Source organism: Cupriavidus sp. FW305-3-2-15-C-LB2 (assembly GCF_058787575.1).
This window is the reverse complement of sequence record NZ_JBYSZW010000053.1, coordinates 28,603-51,136: the sequence shown is the minus strand read 5'-3', so window position 1 is coordinate 51,136 and position 22,534 is coordinate 28,603. Positions and strand designations below refer to the sequence as shown.

The following is a 22,534-nucleotide window of genomic DNA, read 5'->3' as shown; positions in this document are numbered from 1 at the left end:
TAGGCAGGCGTTCAGCTCGGAATTGGTCAGGCCGGGTGCGCGGCGAGGGCCGCTTCCCGGATCAGGCGAGGGCGATGGCAGGCGCCGGCGGCGCGCGCGATTGGAAGGGGTGGGTGGCGGGCAGGTCGGGCCAGCGCCAGGCCAGGTTGGCCGGCTTGACCGGTTTGCCAAAGGCAAGCTGCGGCAGCGGCAGCTTGCCGCACAGGGTGTCGGCAACCGTGGCGCCATCGAACAGCACGCACGAGTGGCCGCTGAATTTCTGCGCCAGCGGGTGCGGCTCGGGGTCGTTGGCCGAGGCGGCGTCGGCCGTTGTCACGGAGGCCGACGGCGCAAGCAGGCTGCCATGCACGATGCGGTGGGTCAGCCCGGCGTGCTGCGCCAGCAGCAGGCATAGCGTCAGCCACAGCGCGGACCAGAGGCCCGGGCCATGCGCGCGCAGGCGGGCGAACCAGTCAGTGCGCATGCGGATGGCCGGCGTGGTTGCCGTGGTGGTGGTCGGGATCGCCGCAGCCGCAATCATCGCCATGGTCATGATCGTGGTCGTCGTCAAAGTCGTCGACCCAGGCGGGGAAGGGATCCGCATAGCCCGCCCAGGCTTCCGCGCCCGCGGCCATCTCGGCATCGGTCAGCAGGCAGGCGTCGAGCCGGGCCTGCAGCGCCGCATGGTCCAGGTCCAGGCCGGTCAGCACCAGTTCCTGGCGGCGGTCGCCGAAGGCTGCCGGGGCACCGTCGACCTGCATGTCGGCTTCGACTTCGGCGCGTTCGGCGCTGTCGGCCGGCCATTCGGCCGGATCCAGCGCGGCCCACCAGGCGCCGGCGCCGCCATGGCGGCAGACGCCGCCGGACTGGTTCCAGTCGCCCGCGGTGTCCATGCGGCTGGCCAGCCAGAACAGGCCCCTGGAACGCAGCACGCTGCCGTGCTCGCGCAGCCATTCGGTATGGATCAGGTCGGCGAAGCGCTGCGGGTGGAACGGGCGGCGGCGGCGGTAGACCAGCGTGGAGACGCCGCTGGCGTCGGCAGCCGGCAACTCGCCGCGCAGCGCGGCGAGCCAGCCCGGTGCGTCCGCGGCGGCTTCGAAGTCGAAGCGGCCGGTGCCTTGCACGCGCTCGGGCGCGACCTTGCCGAAGCTGGCTTCGACGATATCGGCACGCGGGTTCAGCGCCTGCAGCACGGCGTGCAGCCGCGCCAGTTCGGCCGCGCTGGCGAGGTCGGCCTTGTTCAGCACGATCACGTCGCTGCATTCGACCTGCGCCACCAGCACTTCAGCCACGGTCCGGTCATCGTCCGTGGCCGGCGCCAGCCCGCGGTCGGCCAGGAACTCGGCCTCGTTGAGGTCGCGCAGGAAGGTGGCGGCATCGATCACCGTCACCAGCGTGTCGGGTTGCACCGCCGCGTCGGGCCCGGCGCCATGCTTGGCCTCGAACAGGAAGCCCTCGGCAATCGCGAGCGGCTCGTCCAGGCCGTTGGCTTCGATCAGCAGCGAGTCAAAGCGGCGCTCGGCGGCAAGCCGGGCGGCTTCGCCGAGCAGGGCGTCGCCCACGGGCAGCAGCGTGGCCTCGCAACCGGGCGGCAGCGGCGCCAGCGCCTGCCCATGCTGCGGCCCGCAGACCAGCACGGCCAGGCGCCGGCCCGCGCTGTGCGCAAGCAGGTGGTTCAGCAGCGTGGTTTTGCCGGCGCCGGGGAAGCCGGACAGCACGGTGACGGGCAGGCGATCAGCCATGGCAGGAGAGATGGAAGTGACGAGGGACTACGCAGCCCAGGCGAGGGGCGCGTTGTTGCAACAAGGTTGCGAATTTACCAGAAAGGCCGGGGCGGCAACAGCCGGACGATTCTCAATGGTAGGCCGTGGCGACGGCACGACAAGGCGGACGCGGCCCGCCAAAGCAAACGGCCCGGGTAACCGGGCCGTCACGTTACGCCTGCCGCACCGTCCGTGCCGGCGCGCGGCGTATCAGTCGCCGAACAGCTTCTGGCGCAGTTCGCGGCGTTGCTGCGCTTCCAGCGACAGCGTGGCGGTGGGACGGGCCAGCAGGCGCGGCACGCCGATCGGCTCGCCGGTTTCCTCGCACCAGCCGTAGTCGCCGGACTCGATGCGCTGCAGCGACTGCTCCACCTTCTTCAGCAGCTTGCGTTCGCGGTCGCGCGTGCGCAGTTCCAGCGCATGCTCTTCCTCGATGGTGGCACGGTCGGCCGGATCCGGCACGATGACCGTTTCGCGCAGGTGTTCCGTGGTCTGGTCAGCGTTCTTCAGGATTTCGTCGCGCAGCTGCTCAAGACGGTGCTTGAAGAAGGCGAGCTGCGCTTCGTTCATGTAATCCTTGTCGCTCATCTTCAGGATTTCAGCTTCAGTCAGAAGTTTGTTGCTGCTCATGGTTGCTGCTGATTCTCTTGTTGATGCGGCCGGCGGCGTCCGGGTCCGCTCGGGTGCGCTGTCCGCGCGCTTGCGCGCCTCGGTTGTTTCACTCTGGCTGGCTGCAGTCTTGCTGCTTCGCGGGCCTCCCTTCGTTGCGCCCGCTTCGGCGTTCGCCGTACTGCCGCGGGGAGCGGGCGCTGCCTTCACAGGCTGCGCCTTGAGCGTCTCTGCCGCTGCAGTACCAGTCTTGCTGCGGCTTTCTTTCGTCTTCGTTGCGGCTGTCATGGGGACACCTCTCTCTCGCGTCAGTCAGTGACGGCGCGCGTCGGGGCACCCCAGGCGGAAAAAGGCGGTCTCCGCACGAAGCACTGCGACCGCACCTGCCGGCGGCCTGCCTCATGCTGACGACAACCGCCGCCCTGCAAGTCCACCAGATCCGATGGACCAAATGCCGGCAGCGGGAAAAAGGTGCGCCACCGGTATCAAATCCGGCCTATTGTACTTGAACAAATTTTTCCGAGATACGGGGAAAACCGGCTGGCGCTTCGGTATTTCCCCGGTACCCCGAACGGGGGGCGGCCGCGGAGCGGGGTTCGAGGGGGCGTCGCCGATGGGGCGACTGGTGCACTCAGGCCAGGCAGTTCTCCAGGCCCTTGAGGATGGCGTCGCGGGGCAGGTCCACGCCGATGAACACCATGCGCGTGCCCGGGGTCTCTTCCTCCCACTTGGCGCCGATGTCGCTGCCCATCAGCTGGTGGACCCCCTGGAACACCACTTTGCGGTCCACACCGTCCATATATAGTACGCCCTTGTAGCGCAGCAGTTTTTCCCCGTATACGGCCAGGATGCCGGACAGGAATTCCTCCAGCTTGCCGTAGTGGAAGGGCTTGTCGCTGCGGAAGACGAACGACGCAATGCGGTCGGTATGGTGGTGGTGGTGGTGGTGGTGGTCGTGCGCGTGGCCATGGCCGTGCGCATGGTCGTGCCCGTGGTCATGGCCGCAGTCGTCGCCGCAATGCTCGCCATGCTCATGGTCATGATCGTGGTCATGGTCGTCGGCGCGCAGGAATTCCGGGTCGATCTCCAGCTTGGCGTTCAGGTTGAAGCCGCGCAGGTCGAAGATGGTGTCGATCGGCGCCTCGCCGAAGTTGACCAGACGGATCGGCGCGCGCGGGTTCATGTGCAGCAGGCGGTGGCGCAGCTCGGCCACGTCGGCTTCGGTCACCAGGTCGGACTTGGTGATGAAGATGGCGTCGGCAAAGCCAACCTGGCGCTGCGCCTCTTCCTGCTTGTCCAGCTGCAGGTGGGCATGCTTGGCGTCGACCAGCGTGATCACCGCGTCGAGCAGGTAGCGCGAGGCAATTTCCTCGTCCATGAAGAAGGTCTGCGCCACCGGGCCCGGGTTGGCCACGCCCGTGGTCTCGATCACCACGCGGTCGAAGTCGATCTCGCCGGCGTCGCGGCGCGTCAGCAGCGTCGACAGCGCCTGCACCAGATCGCCGCGGATGGTGCAGCAGATGCAGCCGTTGCTCATCTGCACGATCTGCTCGCGGCCGTCCTGCACCAGGATCTCGTTGTCGATGTTCTCTTCGCCGAACTCGTTCTCGATCACGGCGATCTTCATGCCGTGCTGCTCGTTCAGGATGCGCTTGAGCAGGGTGGTCTTGCCGCTGCCGAGAAAGCCGGTCAGGATCGTGACCGGGGTCAGTTTGGACATTGTTGTTCTCCGGGTATGAGAGATTGCCGTTCAGTGCGAAGCGCCGCCAGGCGAGGCGGGCGCACGCTTGCCGCACTCGGCGCAGACGCCGTTTACGGTCAGTTCGACATGTTCGATGGCAAAGCCGCTGGGCACGCGCGGCGCGGCCGGCGGAGCCGGCGCGCTGGCATCGTCCAGGCAGAAGGTGCGGTCGCAGCGGGTGCAGTGGAAATGGCTGTGCTGGCGGTGCTCCTGCGCGCGCGCGGCCTCGTGTTCAACCAGGCTGAAGCGGAACACGCGGTCGTTGCCGGCACGCTTCTGCGCCACGCCCTGTTCCACCAGCCAGTCCAGCACGCGGTAGACGGTGACGCGGTCTATGGTCTCGCCCGGTTCGGGCAGGCGGTCGATCACGGCCTGGTGCGTCAGCGCCTCTTCGCTGCCGATCAGGCAGGCCAGGATGCACAGCCGCGGCTGGGTCACGCGCGCGCCCAGGTGGCGCAGGCGCTCGTGGGCGGCTTCCAGGGACTCAGGGGTGGGGATCGCCGGTTCCGGCACAGCGGCCGGCCGGTCCGGACTGGGACGGGTCATGGGCGGATTTAACCATAGGCCCCCGGTTGATGCAATTCAGTTGCGTCAGCGGGCCGAATGGCGAAGCCGGCGCAGCCACGCCGATGAGGCGGTTTGCGCCTATGATCGGCACAGGACGACCCTTAGAAGCGGAGACGACCCATGCTGAATGACGCCAGCGCGCTGCTGTTCCCGAACTTCGAACCCTTCCGGCAGCGTGTCGGCGAGGTCGAGATCGCCGGCGTGCGCGGCGGTTCGGGACCGCCGCTGCTGCTGTTGCACGGGCACCCGCAGAGCCACCTGATCTGGCACCGGGTGGCGCCGGCGCTGGCCGATCACTTCACGGTGATCGCCACCGACCTGCGCGGCTACGGCAGCAGCTCGGCCCCGCCCGGCAATGCCGGCCACGAGCACTACAGCAAGCGCACCATGGCGCAGGACCAGGTGTCGCTGATGACGGCGTTCGGTTTCGAGCGCTTTGCGCTGTGCGGCCACGACCGCGGTGCCCGCGTCGCGCACCGGCTGTGCATGGACCATCCGGACGCGGTCAGCCGCGCCATGCTGCTGGACATCGCGCCCACGCTGGCGATGTACGAGCGCACCAGCATGGCCTTTGCCGCCGCCTACTGGCACTGGTTCTTCCTGATCCAGCCGGCGCCGTTCCCCGAGACGCTGATCAACGCCGAGCCCGATTTCTACATCGAGAAGCTGATGGGCCTGCGCCACGCGGGCCTGACGCCCTTCGCCCCCGACGCCATGGCTGCCTACACCGCGGCGATGCGCGACCCGGCGCGCGTGCATGCCATGTGCGAGGACTACCGCGCCGCCGCCACCATCGACCTGGAGCACGACCGCGCCGACCGCGAGGCCGGGCGCCGGCTGGCGCTGCCGCTGCGCGTGCTGTGGGGCGAGCACGGCGTGGTGGCGCGCTGCTTCGAGCCGCTGGCGCTTTGGCAGGAGGTGGCGACCGACATCAGCGGCCAGGCGCTGCCGTGCGGGCACTACATCCCGGAAGAGGCCGCCGAACCTCTGCTTGAGGAAATGCTCGGTTTCTTCCGTTAGGCCGCACCGGGTGTCACAAACGCATGCCTTTGCATCCGATCTCTGCCATATCCTCCCCGTTTCCCGCCATATGCGGCTGATTGCAAGCGGGTTAGCCCCTATACCTGCGTATTGTCTGGAGTTGCTAACATCAAGGCCCGCCCTTGCCGTTTTACGGCAGGGGCAGCCGAGCCAGCCGGCATGGTCCAAGAGCGCCGCCACAGAGACCGCGCCAGATGCGCCCCGCACAAGCAGGGGCCGGGCCGGCGGCAACGCATTGCAAGACGGGTATCAAAGGGAATCAGGAGAAGAGAGCATGAAACGAGTAATAAAGATGGTCGCGGCCGCGCTGGCAGTCAGCGCAATGGGTGTGGCGTCGGGCGCGTACGCCCAGGAATATCCTGGCGGCAAGCCGGTGTCGGCGGTGGTGCCGTTTGCCGCGGGTGGTCCGACCGACAAGCTCTCGCGCGAGCTGACCGCGATCATGTCCAAGCATCTGGGCGCGACCATGATCATCGAGAACCTCGGCGGCGCCGGCGGCACCATCGGCGCCAAGAAGGTGGCCCAGGCCAAGAACGACGGCCACACCCTGCTGATCCACCATATCGGCATGGCCACGGCCCCGGCGCTGTACCGCAACCTGGGCTTCGATCCGCTCAAGGACTTCGAGATGGTCGGCGAAATCGCCGACGTGCCGATGATCCTGGTCGGCAACAAGCAGCTGCCGCCAAACACCTTCAAGGACCTGCTGCCGTACCTCAAGGCCAACGCCAGCAAGCTGTCGCTGGCCAATGCCGGCATCGGCTCGGCTTCGCACCTGTGCGGCCTGCTGTTCCAGAGCGCGATCCAGACCGAACTGACCACCGTGCCGTACAAGGGCGCCGCGCCGGCACTAACCGATATCCTGGGCGGCCAGGTCAACCTGCTGTGCGACCAGACCACCAATCTCGCAGGCCACCTCAAGGCCAACTCGGTCAAGCCGTACGCGGCCATGCAGGCACGCCGCGTGGAAGCGTTCAAGGATATCCCGACGGCGGCCGAGCAAGGCCTGCCGGGCGTGGAAGTGAAGGTCTGGCACGCCATGTACGCGCCCAAGGGCACGCCCAAGCCGGTGATCGACAAGCTGTCGGCTGCGCTGCAGAAGGCCGTGGCCGACCCGACCTTCCGCTCCAAGATGGCCGAGCTGGGCGCCGAAGCCGCGCCGGCACAGCGCGCCACGCCGGATTCGCTGCGCACCCTCCTGACCGCCGAGATCAACAAGTGGACCCCGGTGATCAAGAAGGCCGGCGTGTATGCGGACTGATCTGGTGGAGTGATGCGCGAGGCGCGCGGGCCAGTGGCCCCGCGCGTCGCGGACAAAGGCCATGCGGCAACGCATGGCCCTTTTTGTTTGGGCGCGGCGCCGGGCAACGTGGCGGCAGGCATCCTATATTGGTCAGACCGCGCCCGGCGCAGGCGAGGGCCTTGAAACCCGCCGGGGGCGTCGCCAACTAGGGTCCTGACATATTCACGGAAGCCACCATGGAACAGTATCACGGCACTACCATCGTCAGCGTCCGCCGCGGCAATCAGGTCGCACTCGGCGGTGATGGTCAGGTCACTCTCGGCAATATCGTGATGAAGGGCACCGCGCGCAAGGTGCGCCGCATCTACAACGGCAAGGTCCTGGTCGGGTTTGCCGGCAGCACCGCCGATGCCTTCTCGCTGCTGGACCGCTTCGAGGCCAAGCTGGAAAAGTACCAGGGCAACCTGACCCGCGCCGCGGTCGACCTGGCCAAGGACTGGCGTTCGGACCGCGCCCTGCGCCGGCTGGAAGCCATGCTGATCACCGCCGACCGCGACACCACGCTGGTCATCACCGGCAACGGCGACGTGCTCGACCCCGAGGGCGGCATCGCCGCGATCGGCTCGGGCGGCGCGTATGCGCAGTCGGCCGCCAAGGCGCTGGCCGAGAACACCGAAATGGCGCCCAAGGACGTGGTCGAGAAGGCGCTGACCATTGCCGGCGAGCTCTGCATCTATACCAACACCAACTTCGTCATCGAGACGCTGGAATAAGCGCAGGCCGGCCACCGCGCAGGCCGGCGCGCCCCCACTGAACGGATACCATGTCGCACACCATGACCCCGTCGGAAATCGTTTCCGAACTCGACAAGCACATCATCGGCCAGAACAAGGCCAAGAAGGCCGTGGCGGTGGCGCTGCGCAACCGCTGGCGCCGCCAGCAGGTGGCCGAGCCCCTGCGCCAGGAAATCACTCCCAAGAACATCCTGATGATCGGCCCGACCGGGGTCGGCAAGACCGAGATCGCGCGCCGCCTGGCCAAGCTGGCCGACGCCCCCTTCATCAAGATCGAGGCCACCAAGTTCACCGAGGTGGGCTATGTCGGCCGCGATGTCGACACCATCGTGCGCGACCTGGCCGAGATGGCGATCAAGCAGACGCGCGAGTCCGAGATGAAGAAGGTGCGCACCAAGGCCGAGGACGCGGCCGAGGACCGCCTGCTCGATGTATTGCTGCCGCCGGCGCGCGATATCGGTTTCTCGCAGCCGGAAGAGAAGGATTCCAATACGCGCCAGGTGTTCCGCAAGAAGCTGCGCGAAGGCTCGCTCGACGACAAGGAAATCGAGCTGGAACTCTCCGCCGGCATGCCGAGCATGGACATCATGGGCCCGCCGGGCATGGAAGACATGACCGAGCAGATCCGCACCATGTTTGCCGGGCTGGGCCAGGGCAAGAAGGCGCGCCGCAAGATGAAGGTCAAGGAAGCCTTCAAGCTGCTGATCGACGAAGAGGCCGCCAAGCTGGTCAATGACGAGGAGCTCAAGCACAAGGCCATCGCCAATGTCGAGCAGAACGGCATCGTGTTCCTGGACGAGATCGACAAGATCGCCAGCCGCAGCGAGATCGGCGGCGGCGAGGTGTCGCGCCAGGGCGTGCAGCGCGACCTGCTGCCGCTGGTGGAAGGCACCACGGTGAGCACCAAGTACGGCATGATCAAGACGGACCACATCCTGTTCATTGCCTCGGGTGCGTTCCACCTGTCCAAGCCGAGCGACCTGATTCCCGAACTGCAGGGCCGCTTCCCGATCCGGGTCGAGCTGGATTCGCTGTCCGTGCAGGACTTCGAGGCCATCCTGACGCAGACCGATGCGAGCCTGACCAAGCAGTACCAGGCGCTGCTGAGCACGGAATCGGTCGACCTGGTGTTTGCCGATGACGGCATCCGCCGGCTGGCGGAGATCGCCTTCTCGGTCAATGAGAAGGTGGAGAACATCGGCGCGCGCCGGCTGTACACGGTGATGGAGCGGCTGCTGGAAGACCTGTCGTTCCATGCGACCAAGTCGTCGGGCGAGACCGTGACGATCAACGCGGCATATGTCGATGAGCGCCTGGGTGACCTGGCGGTCAATGAGGATTTGTCGCGCTACGTGCTGTAAGGCAATACGGGCGGAATGCGGGAGGGGCGCACCACGGTGCGCCCTTTTTGCGTCTGTGGGCCAGTTTCCGCCCCTGGCGGGAACGGATTTCACATATCCGTACGTATCCGGCTGCCACATGCGGGTAAGGAGCGTAAGTATTGGTAAGCACGCTGGCGCGCAACGGCCCGACAATGCGACCCTTCGTCACCTTGACGGTCGATTGACCGGTGCGGGAGCCACCGCATCCTACTCAACTCACTGGCAGGAGAAATCGAATGGTCCATTACAAGACCCGCCGTGTCGTGCTGGCCACAGGCGGCCTGCTGGCCGCGCTGGCCGCCGCGACGGCCTTCCTTTGCATCCGTCCCGCCGTGCCCGCCGCCGAGGCTGCGCAATCGGGCTCGCGCGGCGCGGCCACTGCCGCGGCCGCGAAGCTGGCGCTGGATTCTGGCGGCCTGTTCACGCTGGCCGACCGGCATGCCGGCGATGCCATGCGCATCGTCGCGCAGGGCAGCACGCCGCAGGGCAGCGCCGACGGGCTGGACTGGGACTACGTCCAGTTGCGCCTGTAACGCCGGCAGCAGTTGCCACCGGAAGGGCCGCGCAATCCGCGCGGCCTTTTTCTTTACCGCGACACCGGCCGCTTGCCCAGCTTGCGCTGCAAGGTGCGCCGGTGCATGTTCAGCGCCCGTGCCGTGGCGGAGATATTGCCGTCATGCTCGGCCAGCACGCGCTGGATATGCTCCCACTCAAGCCGTGCCACCGACAGCGGCACCGGCTCTTCCAGCGCGGCCTGCGCCGCATCTTCGGACACGCCCGCCATCAGCGCGGTCAGGATCGAATCGACATTGGCCGGCTTGGCCAGGTATTCGTCCGCGCCTTGCTTGACCGCGGCCACCGCGGTGGCGATGCTGGCGTAGCCGGTCAGGATCAGGATGCGTGCGTCCGGCAACGCCTGGCGCAGCGGCGACACCAGCTGCAGCCCCGATTCGGCGGGCACGGTGCTGCCGGCATCCGGCGGCGGCTCCAGGTGCAGGTCCAGCGTGACATAGGCAAACTCGATGCGTGATGCCAGCGCCAGTGCGGTGCGGCCGTCATGCGCCACCTGCACGGCATAGCCGCGTCGCGTGAGCGCGCGGGCCAGGGTGCCGGCAAAGACTTCGTCGTCGTCGATGACCAGGAAGGGCGTGCCAGCCGGTGCGGTGGCTTCGGGTACCGGGGTGAGGGTGTCGGTCATGGGGTTCGTGGTGCCGTGGCGGCGGCGGATGCGGAAAGGGTGGACAGCGCGGGCAGGCGCAGCTCGGCAACGGTGCCGCCGCCGGCGCGGTCATGCCAGGCCAGTTCGCCGTCCATCTGCCGGGCGGCGCTTTGCGCCAGGTACAGGCCGATGCCCTGGCCGCCGTGCTGGCTGGCCACCGGGGTTTCGCCCAGCTGGCCGCGCAGCATCTCGGGAATGCCGTCGCCGTGGTCGGCGATGCGGAACGACAGCCACGGCGCGGTATTGCCGGGCGCCATGGCGATCTGCAGCTGCAGCGGCTCCTGGCCGCGGCCGGCGGCTTGCTGGCTGCGCGCGGCGTTGTCCAGCAGGATGGTCAGGATCTGGCCCACGCGCGCGGTTTCCACCGCCTGCGCGCCGGCGCCCGGCGTGGCGCTGGCCTGCAGGCTGGCGTTGGGGTGGCGCAGCTGCCAGCGCTCGGCAAAGGCCGGCAGCCAGCCGTCGATGCGCTGCGGCGCCAGCGTGGCCGGGTCTTCGCGCAGGCGCGCGAGCGTGGTGCGGCACAGCGCCAGCTGCTGCTCCATGGTCTGCAGGTCGGGCAGGTAGCTGTTGATTGCGGAGGTGCCGCGGCCCGCGTCGGAGGCATCGGCACGCAGCTCGCCAGCGATGACCGCCAGCGTGGCCAGCGGCGTGCCGATCTCATGCGCGACCGCGGCGGCCTGGCCGTTCAGGTCTTCTACGCGCGCCTCGCGCAGCAGCTGCTCGCGTGCCAGGTTCAGCTGCGCCTCGCGCTGGCGCAGCACGCCGGACAGGCGCGCCACGAACAGCGCGATCATCACCGCGCTGGCAACGAAGTTCAGCCACATGCCGGCCAGGTGGTAGTTCACCGCGTTGTCCGGGTTGTGCAGGTCCAGCGGCACATATTCGAACAGCAGCAGCGTGTAGCAGGCGAGCGCGTACAGCGCCAGCGCGATCACCTGGCGCCACGGCAGGATGGCGGCGGCAATGGCCAGCCCCGGCAGGTAGAACGAGACAAAGGGGTTGGTCGCGCCGCCGGTGTAGAACAGGATGGCCGACAGCGCGGTCAGGTCCACCAGCAGCTGGCCCATCAGCTCGGCCTCGCCGGGGGCGCTGTTGCGCCGCGTGTGCTGGCGCAGGCGCAGGCCGGTCAGCAGGTTGAACAGCGCCTGCAGGCCGAACACCACCAGCAGCGGCCCGTAGGGCAGGCGGATGCCGGCGATGGGCTCGCAGCTCAGCACGGTCAGCGCCTGTCCCGCCAGCAGTGCCCAGCGCAGCCAGAACAGCCGGCGCAGCGTCACCTGGCCATGGCGGGCGGAGGTGCCCGCCGGCAGTGGCGACAGGAAGGGGAGGTCGGGCAAGCGGGTCACGGCTGCGGCGGTGGTCATGGCGCGAGTGTATCAATGCGGCCACGGGGCACTGGTGCGTGCGACACCTTGCCGCATTGGCGCTGCGCCGGTCGGGCTGCCAGACTAGCCGGCTGTGCGCCGCATGGCGGGGTTGCCTGGGGCATGCACGGGCGGGCATCGCCATGGTCTAATGTCTGCTTTCAGGAGAGCCTTTCATGCAAGCCAAATTCCGCTCGGCCACGCTGGCCGCATCGGTCGCCCTCGCCGCCGCGCTGGCGTCCGGCGCCGCGCTGGCCCAGGTCGATGTCAGCAACGCCTGGGTGCGCGGCACGGTGCCGACCCAGACTGCCTCCGGCGCCTTCATGGTGCTGCACGCGCACGACAACGCGAAGCTGGTCGGCGTGTCGTCGCCGGTGGCCGCGGCCGAGCTGCACGAGATGAAGATGGAAGGCAACGTGATGCGCATGCGCCAGGTCAAGTCGCTGGACCTGCCAAAGATGAAGGACGTCGAGCTGAAGCCGGGCGGCTACCACGTGATGCTGATGGACCTGAAGGCGCAGCTCAAGAAGGGCGACACCGTGCCCATCACGCTGAAGATCGAGCAGGGCGGCAAGATGATCGAGCAGAAGGTCACGGCTGAAGTGCGTGACATGGTGCCCGCCGCCGCCGGCGCGAGCGGCGGCCACGGCGAACACAAGCACTGAGCGCCTGACGGGGCCGGCCTCGTCCATCCACCCATCCAGCCATCATGGCCAACAAGCAGCACGGCACCCGGCAGAAGCTGGTCTTTCGCGGCGACACGCGCCCCGCCAGGCCACCTGCTGTTCCCGCGCAGCGCCGTGATGCCCAGCCCCCGGCGCCAGCCAAGCCGGGGGTGCGCCGTCAGCCGCGCAAGCTGATCGGCTCTTCCGATTCCTGACTGGCCGCCGCGGCCAGCACGCGCTCGCGCAGCCAGGCGTGGGCGGGATCGGCTTCGGTGCGCTCGTGCCAGATCATGCTGAAGGTGAAGTCGTCCAGCGCAAACGGCGGCGCGAACACGGCGTAGCGCGGGTCCTCTTCCAGCGCGGCCAGGCTGCGCCGTGCCGTGGTCAGCACCAGGTTGGTCCCGGCGATCAGCGCCGGCGCCACGCTCCAGTGCGGCACCACGCAGGCGATCTTGCGCCGTCCCCCCAGCTTGGCCACCGCCGTGTCGATCGCGTCCATGCGTTCGCTGTGCGTGGCCACCAGCACGTGCGAGCGCGCCAGGTAGGCCACCTGGTCAAGCCGGCCGCTGTCGCGCACGGTGGCGGCATCCACCGCGCAGGCATAGCTCTCGCAGAACAGCTCGGCGGATTTCACGCCTTCCGGCTGGTGGGTGAACACGCCCAGCGCCATGTCGATCTCGCCATCGGCCACCTGGGCGGTCATGCCTTCGCGGCTGGCCTGCGACACCACCAGGTCGATATTGGGCGCGGCCTTGCGCACCGCGCGCAGCAGCCGCGGCAGCACCACCAGCGCACCGTAGTCGGACATGGCCAGGCGGAAGCTGCGCCGCGCGGTGGCCGGCTGGAAGCCGCTCGGCCCCAGCAGGATGCGCACCTGCGCCAGCGCCTCGGCCAGCGGGCCGGACAGCTCATGGGCGCGCGCGCTCAGCACCAGGCCGCCCTTGCCGCGCACCAGGATGGGGTCGTCGAGCAGCTGCCGCAGGCGCCCGAGCGCGTGGCTGACCGCCGGCTGGCTCAGGTGCAGCCGCAGCGCGGCGCGGGAGATATGGCGCTCGGCCAGCAGTGCTTCGAGCACCACCAGCAGGTTGAGGTCGATTCCGCGTAGGCTATTCATTCGGCGAATAATAAACGTACGAAAGCAGAATTGGAAATTCGCATTGCGATATTTCAAACTGCTGGCATCGCATCTTGCCCTATGGAGCGCTTCATGTCAGGCACCCAGTTGCCGTTTTCCTTCCCGGTTTCACTCTGGCTGCCGCTTGGCACGGCCGTGCTGGCCGGCGCGGCGATCCCCTTCCAGGCCGGCGCCAACGCCACCCTCGGGCGCACACTCGGGCATCCGCTGTCGGCCACGCTGGTGTCGCTGCTGGTCAGCCTGGCGGCGCTGCTGCCCGTGCTGTGGCTGATGCGCGTGCCGCTGCCGGCGCCAGCGGCACTGGCGCGCGCGCCGGGCTGGCTCTGGATCGGCGGGGTGCTTGGGGTGTTCTATATTTCGGCCGCGCTGATGATGGCGCCGAAGCTGGGCGCCGCGGGCTTTATCGCCGCGGTGGTGGCGGGCCAGGTGCTGGCGGCGCTGCTGGTGGACCAGTTCGGGCTGGCCGGCTTTGCGGTGCGCGCGCTCACGCCGGCGCGGCTGGCGGGCGCGGCGCTGATCGTGGCGGGGATGCTGGTGATGCAGTGGGGCAGTGCCGCAGGGCCCGGGCCGGCGCCTCAGCCAGCGGCGGAATCAGGTTCCTGAGCCGCTTGCCGGCGCGCTGCCAGGCAGGCCGGACACAGGCAATGCTGGCCCGGCACGATGCGCCGCGCCGGCAGCAGCGGCTGGCTGGCGCACCAGCACTCGGGCAGCCCCGCCACGTAGCCGCAGACAAAGCCCGCGCCGCAGTGGCTGCAATGTTCGACCGGGCGCAGCTGGCCGGTCAGCACGGTCGAGGCGTCGCTCATGGCTGGCTTCCCGGCGCTGGCGGGAAATCGGGGATGCTGGCTGGCAAGAGGCGGCTGGCGGCGGGCATGATGGCCAAGGTGGGGAACGCTGTGCCGCGGCGCAGGCCAAACGGCTGAGTGGTGGCACGTTGTTGCGTGGACGGAACGCGTTGGTGCCCCGTGGGGCGCTTGCAGGCGGTTCGCGGGACCACGTTCGGCCGGTTGACTCGCGCCCCGCGCGGTTTCTTGTAAAATCGGCGCCTGCCATGGCCGGATGGCGCACTTTCGGGCGATCCCCGTTGGTTATCCCTGGCTACGTGGCCGATTAGCCATCATACCTGTTGATTCTCACGGATGTCCCCCATGAACGCCGACAACCCCGGGCCTGCCGCAACCACGGTGGCCGCCATTGCTCCCGCGCTGAAAGCCGAGATCCTCGCCGAGGCCCTGCCGTATATCCGCAAGTTCCACGGCAAGACCATCGTGGTCAAGTACGGCGGCAATGCCATGACCGAAGAGAAGCTCAAGCATGGCTTCGCGCGCGACGTGATCCTGCTCAAGCTGGTCGGCATGAACCCGGTGGTGGTGCACGGCGGCGGCCCGCAGATCGATGAGGCACTGAAGAAGGTCGGCAAGGTCGGCACCTTCGTGCAGGGCATGCGCGTCACCGACGAAGAGACCATGGAAGTGGTCGAGTGGGTGCTGGGCGGTGAGGTCCAGCAGGACATCGTGATGCTGATCAACCAGTACGGCGGCCAGGCCGTGGGCCTGACCGGCAAGGACGGCGGCCTGATCCGCGCCAAGCGCTTGCAGATGCCGGACCGCGAGAACCCGGGGGCGTTCATCGATATCGGCTACGTCGGCGACATCGAGGCGATCAACCCCGCGGTGGTCAAGGCGCTGCAGGACGACGCCTTTATCCCGGTGATCTCGCCGATCGGCTTCTCCGACGACGGCCAGGCCTACAACATCAACGCCGACGTGGTTGCCGGCAAGATGGCCGAGATCCTGAAGGCCGAGAAGCTGGTGATGATGACCAACATCCCGGGCGTGATGGACAAGAAGGGCAACCTGCTGACCGACCTGTCCGCGCGCGAGATCGAAGAGCTGTTCGCCGACGGCACCATCTCGGGCGGCATGCTGCCGAAGATCTCGTCGGCGCTGGATGCGGCCAAGAGCGGCGTGCATTCGGTGCACATCATCGACGGCCGCATCGAGCATTCGCTGCTGCTGGAAATCCTGACCGAGCAGGCCTTCGGCACCATGATCCGCTCGCACTGAGCGGAGCCTCGGGGCGGTGCCGGCAGCGGCCGGCCGCCCCGGTTATCCCATCACCCTCCGAGTTTGCCCGGCGTGCCTTCCAGTCTTCCTTCTCCGCGCCGTGTCCGCGCTCGCCTCTGCCGCCGCCCCGCGGGCAATACCTCGGGCGATACGGTCTGGCTGTTCGATCTCGACAACACCCTGCACGACGCCTCGCACGCGATCTTCCCGGCCATCAACCGGCTGATGACCGACTACGTGGCGCGCGTGCTCGGCTGCGACGAGGCCACCGCCAGCCGCGTGCGCGTGGACTACTGGCAGCGCTACGGCGCCACGCTGCTCGGCATGATCCGGCACCACGGCGTGGATCCGGCTGACTTCCTGCGCGCCGCGCATGAATTCCCGGCGCTGGCCGACATGGTGCGGGTGCGGCGCGGGCTGGCCGCGCACCTGCGGCGCCTGCCGGGGCGCAAGATCCTGGTCACCAATGCGCCGCAGGACTACGCGCGGGCGGTGCTGGAGATAGCGGGCATACGGCATTGCTTCGAGCGCGTGGTGGCAATCGAGCAGATGTGGGTGCATGGCCACCTGCGGCCCAAGCCGGACCGCCGCATGCTGCGCCGGTTGCTGGTGCAGACCCGCATCGCGCCACATCGCGCGGTGCTGGTGGAAGACACCGTGTCGCACCTCAAGCGCTATGCCGGCACCGGCATCCGCACCGCGTGGGTGACGGGCTACCTGCGCACGATCGCGCCATCGCGCCCGCATGAGGTGCCCGCGGTGCGCGACGACGGCAGCCGGCGCGATGCCGCGGTACGCTCGACGCTGGAGGCGGAGGACCGGCGCCATGTCGGCCACGCCGCGCAGGAGCAGTCGGTGACGCTGGTGGCCGCGGAGACCCAGGCACCGCAGGCGCAGCCCGACAACGTGCGGCGCGTGCGCGCCCGCGTGCCGAACCGGCCGGCCTATGTGGACATAAAAGTACAATCGATGCATCAACTCCAACGACGAATGCGGAGAATCGGGTCATGACGCAAAGCAACGGGCGCGAGCCAGAGGCGGTCATTTCAGGCAGTGCGCAGGATGCGCAGGACGGAGGCCAGCCGCCGGCCACGCCGGCGCGCAAGCGCCCGCGCCCGGGCGAGCGCCGCGTGCAGATCCTGCAGACGCTGGCCACCATGCTGGAGCACCCGCGCGGGGAGAAGATCACAACGGCGGCGCTGGCCGCGCGCCTGAGCGTGTCGGAGGCGGCGCTGTACCGCCATTTCGCCAGCAAGGCGCAGATGTACGAGGGCCTGATCGGCTTTATCGAGCAGACCGTGTTCGGCCTGATCAACCAGATCACCGACAAGGAAGAGCACGGCCTGCGCCAGGCCCACGCCATTGTGCGCATGCTGCTGTCGTTTGCCGAGAAGAACCCTGGCATGACGCGCGTGCTGACCGGCGAGGCGCTGGTGGGCGAGCACGAACGCCTGCAGGAGCGCATCAACCAGGTGGTGGACCGCATCGAGGCCTCGCTGCGCCAGTGCCTGAAGATGGCGGTGACGCAGGCCGCGTTCCCGGCGGATGCCGATATTCCCGCACGCGCGGCGCTGATCATGGCGGCGGTGCAGGGCCAGTGGCACCGCTATGCCAAGAGCGGCTTCCGCAAGTCGCCGTCGGACCATGCCGAGGCGCACCTGAGGGTCTTGCTGGGTTAAGAACCCATTTCACAATGAAGAAGGGGCCCGGCAGCAGCCTTCCCTTCGGGTTCAAGCCAGGCGCGGCGCATGCGTCGTTACGGGCCTTGACCTTGGAATGACCAAGGCCGGCGGCCCGCGCCTAGCCTGCGCCGCGCCTGGCTTGAACGCGTCCCCATCTTCATTGTGAAATGGGTTCTAAATCAACATGCCGGGCCGATTGCTCTATAATTGCCCGGTCGCGCCGATTTGATGACTGGCTTGCGGGCGCGCGGCAGCCAAGGGACCAAGTTCCGGGTTGCCACTACAAATGCGGCTAAAGAGGTTGGGTCGGCGCCCCATGCCTCCACGGTAGTGGATGGCGCCGGCACGCGGAATCCCGCAAGGAATCCAGTGAATCCCGACTTGGCTGCGACGCTTTATACGCAAATGCCGGTCGGGTTTTTTTATGCCCGTTCGCCACGGGCCGGATTCCATGACTGATGTCGCCCTGCCGACCGCCGCGCCTGCCGCGTTCGACCTGCCGCCCGATTCGGTCGGCGTGGTTGCGCCGCAGCGCATGCACTTTGCCGAGCCGCTGAAGCTGCGCAACGGCTCGTCCATTGCCGGCTACGACCTGATGGTCGAGACCTATGGCACGCTCAATGCGGCCCGCTCCAACGCGGTGCTGGTGTGCCACGCGCTCAATGCCTCGCACCATGTGGCCGGCGTCTATGCGGAAGACCCGCGCGACGTGGGCTGGTGGGACAACATGGTCGGGCCCGGCAAGCCGCTCGATACCAATCGCTTTTTCGTCATCGGCGTCAACAACCTGGGCTCGTGCTTCGGCTCGACCGGCCCGATGAGCCTCAATCCGGCCACCGGCGCGCCCTACGGCGCAGCGTTCCCGGTGGTGACGGTGGAAGACTGGGTCAATGCGCAGGCGCTCGTGGCCGACGCGTTCGGCATCACGCAGTTCGCCGCGGTGATGGGCGGCAGCCTGGGCGGCATGCAGGCGGTGGCCTGGAGCCTGCTGTACCCGGAACGCCTGCGCCACTGCATCGTGGTCGCGTCCACGCCCAAGCTGTCGGCGCAGAATATCGCCTTCAACGAGGTCGCGCGCAGCGCCATCCTGTCGGACCCTGATTTCCACGGCGGCAACTACTACGCGCATGGCGTCAAGCCCAAGCGCGGCCTGCGCGTGGCTCGCATGATCGGCCATATCACCTACCTGTCGGACGAGGACATGGCCGAGAAATTCGGCCGCGAGCTGAAGACCGACGACATCCGCTTCTCCTTCGATGTCGAGTTCCAGGTGGAGAGCTACCTGCGCTACCAGGGCGACAAGTTTGCCGAATACTTCGACGCCAACACCTACCTGCTGATCACGCGCGCGCTCGACTACTTCGACCCGGCTCTGGCCTTCGGCGGCGACCTGACGCGTGCGATGGCGCAGACCCAGGCCAGCTTCCTGGTGGCGAGCTTCGGCACCGACTGGCGCTTCGCGCCCAGCCGCAGCCGCGAGCTGGTCAAGGCGCTGCTGGACAACAAGCGCCCGGTCTCGTACGCCGAGATCGATGCGCCGCACGGCCACGACGCTTTCCTGCTCGACGACCCGCGCTATCACAACCTGATGCGCGCCTACTACGACCGCATCGCAGAGGAGATCGGCGCATGAACGCCCTGGCCAATCCCAATATCCTGGCGCTGCGCCCCGATTTCCGCGCGATCGCGCGCTGGATCGAACCCCATTCCACCGTGCTCGACCTGGGCTGCGGCGACGGCAGCCTGTTGCGCGTGCTGCAGGACGAACTCGACGTGCAGGCCTACGGCATCGAGATCCGCGACGAAGGCGTGCTGGCGTGCGCGCAGAAGGGCGTCCATGTCATCCAGCAGAACCTGGAGGGCGGGCTGGCGCTGTTCGAGGACAAGAGCTTCGACACGGTGATCCTGTCGCAGACGCTGCAGACCATCCACAACACCGCGCAGGTGCTGCGCGACACGCTGCGGGTGGGGCGCGAGTGCATCGTCTCGTTCCCGAACTTCGGCTACTGGCCGCACCGGCTGTCGGTGTTCCGCGGCCGCATGCCGGTATCGGAATCTCTGCCCTACCAGTGGTACAACACGCCCAATGTGCGCGTGCTGACCATCAGCGACTTCGAGGCGCTGGCGCCCAAGGTCGGCCTGCGCGTGATCGACCGCGTGGTGATGCACGAAGGCGTGACCGTCAACTGGGGCGGCAACTGGCGCGGCAGCCTGGCGGTGTACCGGGTCTGCGCGGCCTGAGCCAGGCGCGTCAGCCGGGCAGCGCGCCCGCCTCGTACTGCGCGGCAAACTCCCCCGACGGCGGGATCGGCTTGATGATGTCGATCAGCACGCCGTTCGGGTCGGCGGTAATGAAATGCCGCTGCCCGAAGGCCTCGTCGCGCAGCGGCAGCAGGATCGGCAGCCCGGCCGCCCGCAGGCGGTCATGGACCGCATCCGGGTCTTCCACTTCGAAGTTCAGCAGCAATCCCCTGGCGCGCTGGCCCCGGGCCGGGGCGGGGATGGTCTCGTGGGTGCCGTCCAGCACCGCGAGGTTGACCGACGGATCGCCGGCCAGTTGCAGGTGCACGTACCAGTCGCTGGTGAACAGCGCCACAAAGCCGAAATGGCGCTGGTAGAACGCGGCCGTGCCGGCAACCTCGCCGGTCATGATGACGGGGTAGTAGCTGGTGATTTTCATGGATGCTCCTCTGTTATTCAGATACATGCAGCCTGTATGTAAATCCATATTAAGATACAGGCTGCATGTATGCAAGGAGGCAATGGTGGCCAGATCCAACCGCGAACGTACCGGGGCAACCCGGCAGGCGCTGCTCGATGCCGCGCGCACGCTGTTTGTCAGCCGCGGCTACGGGGAGACCTCTACCCCTGACATCTGCGCCGCCGCCCGCATCACGCGCGGCGCGCTGTACCACCATTTCGCCGACAAGCGCGACCTGTTCCGGCACGTGCTGGCGGAGGAGGCTGCCGCGGTGGCGGACGATATTGAAGCCGCGGCGCCCGCGGGGCTGGATGCCGCGGACGCCCTGATCGCCGGGGCGCAGGCCTACCTGGACGCAATGACGGTGCCGGGCCGCACGCGCCTGCTGCTGGTGGAAGGGCCGGCGGTGCTGGGACTGCGCGAAATGCTCGAGCTGGACGACGCCAACGCCGCCCGCACGCTGCGCGAGGGGCTGGAGGCCGCGGGCGTGGACCCGCAGGGCGATGTGGCGCCGCTGCTGTCGGCGGCATTCGACCGGGCCGCGCTGGAGATCGAGGCCGGGGCCGATGCCGTGCGCGTGCGCGGCGCGATGCTGTGGTTGCTGCGCCGGGTCCTGGGCCAGTCGGCGCGGTGATCAGCGCGGCGCGTCGTCGGCGGTGCCGGCCAGGTGATCGACAAAGGCGCGCACCTTGGGCGGTACATGCCGGGTGGGTGTGTAGACCGCGTAGGCCGTGCCGATGTAGGGCTCGAGGATGTCCCAGTCGGCCAGCACGGTGACGACCCGGCCCTGGTCCAGCGCATCGCCCAATGAGAAGTCCGGCACCAGCCCGATGCCGGCATCGCGCTCCACCATGCTCATGATCGCCAGGCTGTTGTTCAGCGTCAGGCGCGGCGGGATGCGCACCTCCACTTTCTCGCCGCCGGCCTGGTGGCGCATGGCCCAGCGCTCGCCGAAGTTGCCGTAGCCCAGGTACAGGCAGCGTGCGGCGGGCAGGTCGGCGGGCGTGGCCGGCGTGCCGTGGCGGGCCAGGTAGCCGGGCGAGGCCACCAGCCGGTAGCGCACCTCGCGCAGCGGGCGCGCAGCCAGCCCGGGCGCCAGTTCGCGCGCGATGCGTACGGCCACGTCCATCCCTTCTTCGACCAGGTCGACCATGCGGTCGGCCAGCGTCAGCTGCAGGTCCAGCCCCGGGTATCTGGCCAGCAGCGCCGGCAGCCGCGGCGCCAGCCAGGCCTGCCCGAACGAGACCGGCGCGCTCACGCGCAGCACGCCATGCGGCGTGCCGCCGTGCTCGCCGGCCAGCGCGGTGACGTCGCGCGCTGCCGCGGTCATGCGGGCGCAGGCGGCGTAGACCGACTGGCCCAGCTCAGTCAATGCAAAGGCGCGCGTGGTCCGCTGCAGCAGGCTGGCGCCGAGCGTGGCTTCCAGCCGGGAGACGTGCCGGCTGACCGCCGACGGCGTCATGCCCAGGTCGAGTGCGGCAGCCGAAAAGCTGCCGCACTCCACCACGCGCGCAAACACGGCCATCGCATTAAGTGGCATATCCGGCATGGCACGTCCTCTTTCTTTGACTTCAGATCAAATACTAATTGAGCTCTGACGGGATTGTTGAGCAGATCGCATGATGGAACAATGCGGCCATTGTCTGACCGGAGTCCGTCATGCCCTCGCAACAACCCTTGCCAGGCGGCGCCTGGCGCATGGTCGCGGCCATGCTGCTGTCCGGCACCATCGGCTGGTTCGTGGTCACCAGCGGCCAGCCGCCGCTCGATGTGGTCTTCTTCCGCTGCCTGTTCGGCGGCGCGGCGCTGCTGGGCGTGCTGACGCTGCAGCGCGGCTGGGTGCGGATGAGCCGCGCGCAGCTTGGCTGGCTGGCGCTGGGCGGCGTCACGCTGGTGCTCAACTGGCTGGCCTTGTTCTCGGCGTATGCGTACAGCGGCATCGCCATTGCCACGGTGGTCTACCACACCCAGCCGTTCTTCCTGCTGCTGCTGACCTCGGTGATCCAGCGCGAGCCGTTCCCGTTCGCGCGGCTGCCATGGCTGGTGCTGGCCTTTGCCGGGGTGATGCTGATCACCGGGCTGGAGCATGGCGCCACTGGCACTGCGATGCTGGCCGGCATCGGCCTGGGCCTGCTGGCGGCACTGCTGTATGCGGTGACGACCCTGGCCACGCGGCGGCTGCAGGCCATCCCGCCAGGCCAGATCGCCGGGCTGCAGATGGTGCTGGGCGTGCTGATGCTGGCGCCGCTGGCACATCCCGCGGCCGGCAGCTATGGCACCCGCACCTGGGCCGCGCTGCTGGCGCTGGGGCTGGTGCATACGGGCGTGATGTACACGCTGCTGTATGGCGCGTTCCAGCGGCTCAACGTGGTGTCGATCGCCACACTGTCCTTTATCTATCCGCTGGTTGCGATCGTGATCGACGTGATGGTGTTCGGCGTGGTGCTGGGCCCGCTGCAGATCGCCGGCATGGCGCTGGTGCTGCTGGGCGTGGTCGCCAACCAGCTGGGCTGGAGCCTGCCGCTGCGGCGGCGGGTGCAAGGCTGATGCGGGCGCCACGGTGCCAGCGGCTGGAATATTGGC

Annotated in this window: 25 protein-coding genes; 14 read left to right on the top strand and 11 right to left on the bottom strand. The window is 68.2% G+C overall.

Annotated elements, in window-relative coordinates; translation table 11 throughout:
• Positions 1-61: 61 nt before the first annotated feature.
• The 5 genes from AC3WRR_RS29080 to AC3WRR_RS29060 all read right to left on the bottom strand — a co-directional run bounded on the left by AC3WRR_RS29080 (position 62) and on the right by AC3WRR_RS29060 (position 4,638).
• Positions 62-520, bottom strand: a complete 459-nt coding sequence (locus tag AC3WRR_RS29080; protein WP_081225787.1) for a hypothetical protein — start codon at positions 518-520, stop codon at positions 62-64.
• Positions 453-1,721 carry a GTP-binding protein gene (locus tag AC3WRR_RS29075; protein WP_492298784.1) on the bottom strand — a complete coding sequence of 423 codons (1,269 nt, stop codon included), beginning with the start codon at positions 1,719-1,721 and terminating at the stop codon, positions 453-455. Before AC3WRR_RS29075 ends, AC3WRR_RS29080 begins: the two co-directional genes overlap by 68 nt.
• A 231-nt stretch (positions 1,722-1,952) precedes the next feature.
• Positions 1,953-2,372 carry an RNA polymerase-binding protein DksA gene (dksA, locus tag AC3WRR_RS29070; protein WP_010813282.1) on the bottom strand — a complete coding sequence of 140 codons (420 nt, stop codon included), beginning with the start codon at positions 2,370-2,372 and terminating at the stop codon, positions 1,953-1,955.
• A gap of 610 nt (positions 2,373-2,982) precedes the next feature.
• Positions 2,983-4,071 carry a CobW family GTP-binding protein gene (locus AC3WRR_RS29065; protein WP_492298782.1) on the bottom strand — a complete coding sequence of 363 codons (1,089 nt, stop codon included), beginning with the start codon at positions 4,069-4,071 and terminating at the stop codon, positions 2,983-2,985.
• Positions 4,072-4,101: 30 nt separating this feature from the next.
• Positions 4,102-4,638, bottom strand: coding sequence for a Fur family transcriptional regulator (locus AC3WRR_RS29060; protein ID WP_492298780.1), 537 nt, complete (start codon positions 4,636-4,638; stop codon positions 4,102-4,104).
• Positions 4,639-4,779: 141 nt separating this feature from the next.
• On the opposite strand from AC3WRR_RS29060, the gene AC3WRR_RS29055 reads away from it, so the two are divergent.
• From AC3WRR_RS29055 to AC3WRR_RS29035, 5 genes are all read left to right on the top strand, one after another.
• Positions 4,780-5,679 carry an alpha/beta fold hydrolase gene (locus AC3WRR_RS29055; RefSeq protein WP_010813285.1) on the top strand — a complete coding sequence of 300 codons (900 nt, stop codon included), beginning with the start codon at positions 4,780-4,782 and terminating at the stop codon, positions 5,677-5,679.
• 295 nt (positions 5,680-5,974) lie between these two features.
• A complete protein-coding gene (locus AC3WRR_RS29050; protein WP_011614396.1) occupies positions 5,975-6,961 on the top strand; it encodes a tripartite tricarboxylate transporter substrate-binding protein in 987 nt (328 codons plus the stop codon).
• Positions 6,962-7,179: 218 nt separating this feature from the next.
• Positions 7,180-7,716, top strand: a complete 537-nt coding sequence (gene hslV, locus AC3WRR_RS29045) for an ATP-dependent protease subunit HslV (RefSeq protein WP_011614397.1) — start codon at positions 7,180-7,182, stop codon at positions 7,714-7,716.
• 50 nt (positions 7,717-7,766) lie between these two features.
• Positions 7,767-9,098 carry an ATP-dependent protease ATPase subunit HslU gene (hslU, locus tag AC3WRR_RS29040; protein ID WP_010813288.1) on the top strand — a complete coding sequence of 444 codons (1,332 nt, stop codon included), beginning with the start codon at positions 7,767-7,769 and terminating at the stop codon, positions 9,096-9,098.
• Positions 9,099-9,355: 257 nt separating this feature from the next.
• The gene (locus AC3WRR_RS29035) at positions 9,356-9,652 is read left to right on the top strand and encodes a hypothetical protein (protein WP_010813289.1); all 297 of its coding nucleotides are present in this window, start codon (positions 9,356-9,358) and stop codon (positions 9,650-9,652) included.
• Between the two features lie 53 nt (positions 9,653-9,705).
• On the opposite strand, the gene AC3WRR_RS29030 is transcribed toward AC3WRR_RS29035, so the two are convergent.
• Positions 9,706-10,317 carry a response regulator transcription factor gene (locus AC3WRR_RS29030; RefSeq protein WP_011614398.1) on the bottom strand — a complete coding sequence of 204 codons (612 nt, stop codon included), beginning with the start codon at positions 10,315-10,317 and terminating at the stop codon, positions 9,706-9,708.
• The gene (locus AC3WRR_RS29025; RefSeq protein ID WP_058698553.1) at positions 10,314-11,702 is read right to left on the bottom strand and encodes an ATP-binding protein; all 1,389 of its coding nucleotides are present in this window, start codon (positions 11,700-11,702) and stop codon (positions 10,314-10,316) included. Before AC3WRR_RS29025 ends, AC3WRR_RS29030 begins: the two co-directional genes overlap by 4 nt.
• A 176-nt stretch (positions 11,703-11,878) precedes the next feature.
• Between AC3WRR_RS29025 and AC3WRR_RS29020 the strand changes: the two genes are divergently transcribed.
• Positions 11,879-12,367, top strand: a complete 489-nt coding sequence (locus AC3WRR_RS29020; RefSeq protein ID WP_010813292.1) for a copper chaperone PCu(A)C — start codon at positions 11,879-11,881, stop codon at positions 12,365-12,367.
• Between the two features lie 178 nt (positions 12,368-12,545).
• Here the strand turns inward: AC3WRR_RS29020 and AC3WRR_RS29015 are convergent, their stop codons facing one another.
• A complete protein-coding gene (locus AC3WRR_RS29015) occupies positions 12,546-13,481 on the bottom strand; it encodes a LysR family transcriptional regulator (protein ID WP_010813293.1) in 936 nt (311 codons plus the stop codon).
• 93 nt (positions 13,482-13,574) lie between these two features.
• On the opposite strand from AC3WRR_RS29015, the gene AC3WRR_RS29010 reads away from it, so the two are divergent.
• Complete coding sequence (locus AC3WRR_RS29010) at positions 13,575-14,105, top strand: DMT family transporter (RefSeq protein WP_011614400.1); 531 nt, start codon at positions 13,575-13,577, stop codon at positions 14,103-14,105.
• Here AC3WRR_RS29010 and AC3WRR_RS29005 read toward each other — a convergent pair.
• On the bottom strand, positions 14,078-14,308 hold the full coding sequence (locus AC3WRR_RS29005) for a cysteine-rich CWC family protein (RefSeq protein ID WP_010813295.1): 231 nt from the start codon (positions 14,306-14,308) through the stop codon (positions 14,078-14,080). The genes AC3WRR_RS29010 and AC3WRR_RS29005 overlap by 28 nt on opposite strands.
• A gap of 342 nt (positions 14,309-14,650) precedes the next feature.
• Between AC3WRR_RS29005 and argB the strand changes: the two genes are divergently transcribed.
• The 5 genes from argB (at position 14,651) to metW (ending at position 19,491) form a co-directional block, all read left to right on the top strand.
• Complete coding sequence (gene argB, locus AC3WRR_RS29000) at positions 14,651-15,568, top strand: acetylglutamate kinase (RefSeq protein ID WP_010813296.1); 918 nt, start codon at positions 14,651-14,653, stop codon at positions 15,566-15,568.
• Positions 15,569-15,640: 72 nt separating this feature from the next.
• A complete protein-coding gene (locus tag AC3WRR_RS28995) occupies positions 15,641-16,579 on the top strand; it encodes a pyrimidine 5'-nucleotidase (RefSeq protein WP_010813297.1) in 939 nt (312 codons plus the stop codon).
• Positions 16,576-17,247 (top strand): nucleoid occlusion factor SlmA, encoded by a 672-nt coding sequence (gene slmA, locus AC3WRR_RS28990; RefSeq protein WP_011614401.1) that lies wholly within the window; start codon positions 16,576-16,578, stop codon positions 17,245-17,247. Before AC3WRR_RS28995 ends, slmA begins: the two co-directional genes overlap by 4 nt.
• Positions 17,248-17,701: 454 nt before the next feature.
• Entirely contained in the window at positions 17,702-18,883 is a 1,182-nt protein-coding gene (metX, locus tag AC3WRR_RS28985; RefSeq protein WP_011614402.1) for a homoserine O-succinyltransferase MetX, read from the top strand.
• Positions 18,880-19,491 carry a methionine biosynthesis protein MetW gene (gene metW / locus AC3WRR_RS28980; protein WP_010813300.1) on the top strand — a complete coding sequence of 204 codons (612 nt, stop codon included), beginning with the start codon at positions 18,880-18,882 and terminating at the stop codon, positions 19,489-19,491. The genes metX and metW overlap by 4 nt, the downstream gene beginning before the upstream one ends.
• 10 nt (positions 19,492-19,501) lie before the next feature.
• On the opposite strand, the gene AC3WRR_RS28975 is transcribed toward metW, so the two are convergent.
• On the bottom strand, positions 19,502-19,930 hold the full coding sequence (locus tag AC3WRR_RS28975) for a VOC family protein (protein ID WP_011614403.1): 429 nt from the start codon (positions 19,928-19,930) through the stop codon (positions 19,502-19,504).
• A gap of 82 nt (positions 19,931-20,012) precedes the next feature.
• Between AC3WRR_RS28975 and AC3WRR_RS28970 the strand changes: the two genes are divergently transcribed.
• Positions 20,013-20,585 carry a TetR/AcrR family transcriptional regulator gene (locus AC3WRR_RS28970; protein WP_492298778.1) on the top strand — a complete coding sequence of 191 codons (573 nt, stop codon included), beginning with the start codon at positions 20,013-20,015 and terminating at the stop codon, positions 20,583-20,585.
• On the opposite strand, the gene AC3WRR_RS28965 is transcribed toward AC3WRR_RS28970, so the two are convergent.
• Positions 20,586-21,500 (bottom strand): LysR family transcriptional regulator, encoded by a 915-nt coding sequence (locus AC3WRR_RS28965; protein WP_011614405.1) that lies wholly within the window; start codon positions 21,498-21,500, stop codon positions 20,586-20,588.
• Between the two features lie 110 nt (positions 21,501-21,610).
• Between AC3WRR_RS28965 and AC3WRR_RS28960 the strand changes: the two genes are divergently transcribed.
• Positions 21,611-22,498, top strand: a complete 888-nt coding sequence (locus tag AC3WRR_RS28960) for a DMT family transporter (protein ID WP_492298776.1) — start codon at positions 21,611-21,613, stop codon at positions 22,496-22,498.
• Positions 22,499-22,534 lie beyond the last annotated feature (36 nt).

What these genes read in the sequence shown, in the direction of transcription:
- AC3WRR_RS29020 (WP_010813292.1), top strand. Translation starts at nt 11,879, where the DNA reads ATGCAAGCCAAATTCCGCTCGGCCACGCTGGCCGCATCGGTCGCCCTC.
- slmA (WP_011614401.1), top strand. Translation starts at nt 16,576, where the DNA reads ATGACGCAAAGCAACGGGCGCGAGCCAGAGGCGGTCATTTCAGGCAGT.
- AC3WRR_RS28975 (WP_011614403.1), bottom strand. Translation starts at nt 19,930, where the DNA reads ATGAAAATCACCAGCTACTACCCCGTCATCATGACCGGCGAGGTTGCC.
- AC3WRR_RS28965 (WP_011614405.1), bottom strand. Translation starts at nt 21,500, where the DNA reads ATGCCGGATATGCCACTTAATGCGATGGCCGTGTTTGCGCGCGTGGTG.
- AC3WRR_RS29030 (WP_011614398.1), bottom strand. Translation starts at nt 10,317, where the DNA reads ATGACCGACACCCTCACCCCGGTACCCGAAGCCACCGCACCGGCTGGC.
- AC3WRR_RS29025 (WP_058698553.1), bottom strand. Translation starts at nt 11,702, where the DNA reads ATGACCACCGCCGCAGCCGTGACCCGCTTGCCCGACCTCCCCTTCCTG.
- AC3WRR_RS29075 (WP_492298784.1), bottom strand. Translation starts at nt 1,721, where the DNA reads ATGGCTGATCGCCTGCCCGTCACCGTGCTGTCCGGCTTCCCCGGCGCC.
- AC3WRR_RS29035 (WP_010813289.1), top strand. Translation starts at nt 9,356, where the DNA reads ATGGTCCATTACAAGACCCGCCGTGTCGTGCTGGCCACAGGCGGCCTG.
- AC3WRR_RS29055 (WP_010813285.1), top strand. Translation starts at nt 4,780, where the DNA reads ATGCTGAATGACGCCAGCGCGCTGCTGTTCCCGAACTTCGAACCCTTC.
- AC3WRR_RS29005 (WP_010813295.1), bottom strand. Translation starts at nt 14,308, where the DNA reads ATGAGCGACGCCTCGACCGTGCTGACCGGCCAGCTGCGCCCGGTCGAA.
- AC3WRR_RS29050 (WP_011614396.1), top strand. Translation starts at nt 5,975, where the DNA reads ATGAAACGAGTAATAAAGATGGTCGCGGCCGCGCTGGCAGTCAGCGCA.
- metX (WP_011614402.1), top strand. Translation starts at nt 17,702, where the DNA reads ATGACTGATGTCGCCCTGCCGACCGCCGCGCCTGCCGCGTTCGACCTG.
- hslV (WP_011614397.1), top strand. Translation starts at nt 7,180, where the DNA reads ATGGAACAGTATCACGGCACTACCATCGTCAGCGTCCGCCGCGGCAAT.
- argB (WP_010813296.1), top strand. Translation starts at nt 14,651, where the DNA reads ATGAACGCCGACAACCCCGGGCCTGCCGCAACCACGGTGGCCGCCATT.
- AC3WRR_RS28960 (WP_492298776.1), top strand. Translation starts at nt 21,611, where the DNA reads ATGCCCTCGCAACAACCCTTGCCAGGCGGCGCCTGGCGCATGGTCGCG.
- AC3WRR_RS29060 (WP_492298780.1), bottom strand. Translation starts at nt 4,638, where the DNA reads ATGACCCGTCCCAGTCCGGACCGGCCGGCCGCTGTGCCGGAACCGGCG.
- AC3WRR_RS29010 (WP_011614400.1), top strand. Translation starts at nt 13,575, where the DNA reads ATGTCAGGCACCCAGTTGCCGTTTTCCTTCCCGGTTTCACTCTGGCTG.
- AC3WRR_RS29015 (WP_010813293.1), bottom strand. Translation starts at nt 13,481, where the DNA reads ATGAATAGCCTACGCGGAATCGACCTCAACCTGCTGGTGGTGCTCGAA.
- AC3WRR_RS28970 (WP_492298778.1), top strand. Translation starts at nt 20,013, where the DNA reads ATGGTGGCCAGATCCAACCGCGAACGTACCGGGGCAACCCGGCAGGCG.
- dksA (WP_010813282.1), bottom strand. Translation starts at nt 2,372, where the DNA reads ATGAGCAGCAACAAACTTCTGACTGAAGCTGAAATCCTGAAGATGAGC.
- hslU (WP_010813288.1), top strand. Translation starts at nt 7,767, where the DNA reads ATGTCGCACACCATGACCCCGTCGGAAATCGTTTCCGAACTCGACAAG.
- metW (WP_010813300.1), top strand. Translation starts at nt 18,880, where the DNA reads ATGAACGCCCTGGCCAATCCCAATATCCTGGCGCTGCGCCCCGATTTC.
- AC3WRR_RS29065 (WP_492298782.1), bottom strand. Translation starts at nt 4,071, where the DNA reads ATGTCCAAACTGACCCCGGTCACGATCCTGACCGGCTTTCTCGGCAGC.
- AC3WRR_RS29080 (WP_081225787.1), bottom strand. Translation starts at nt 520, where the DNA reads ATGATTGCGGCTGCGGCGATCCCGACCACCACCACGGCAACCACGCCG.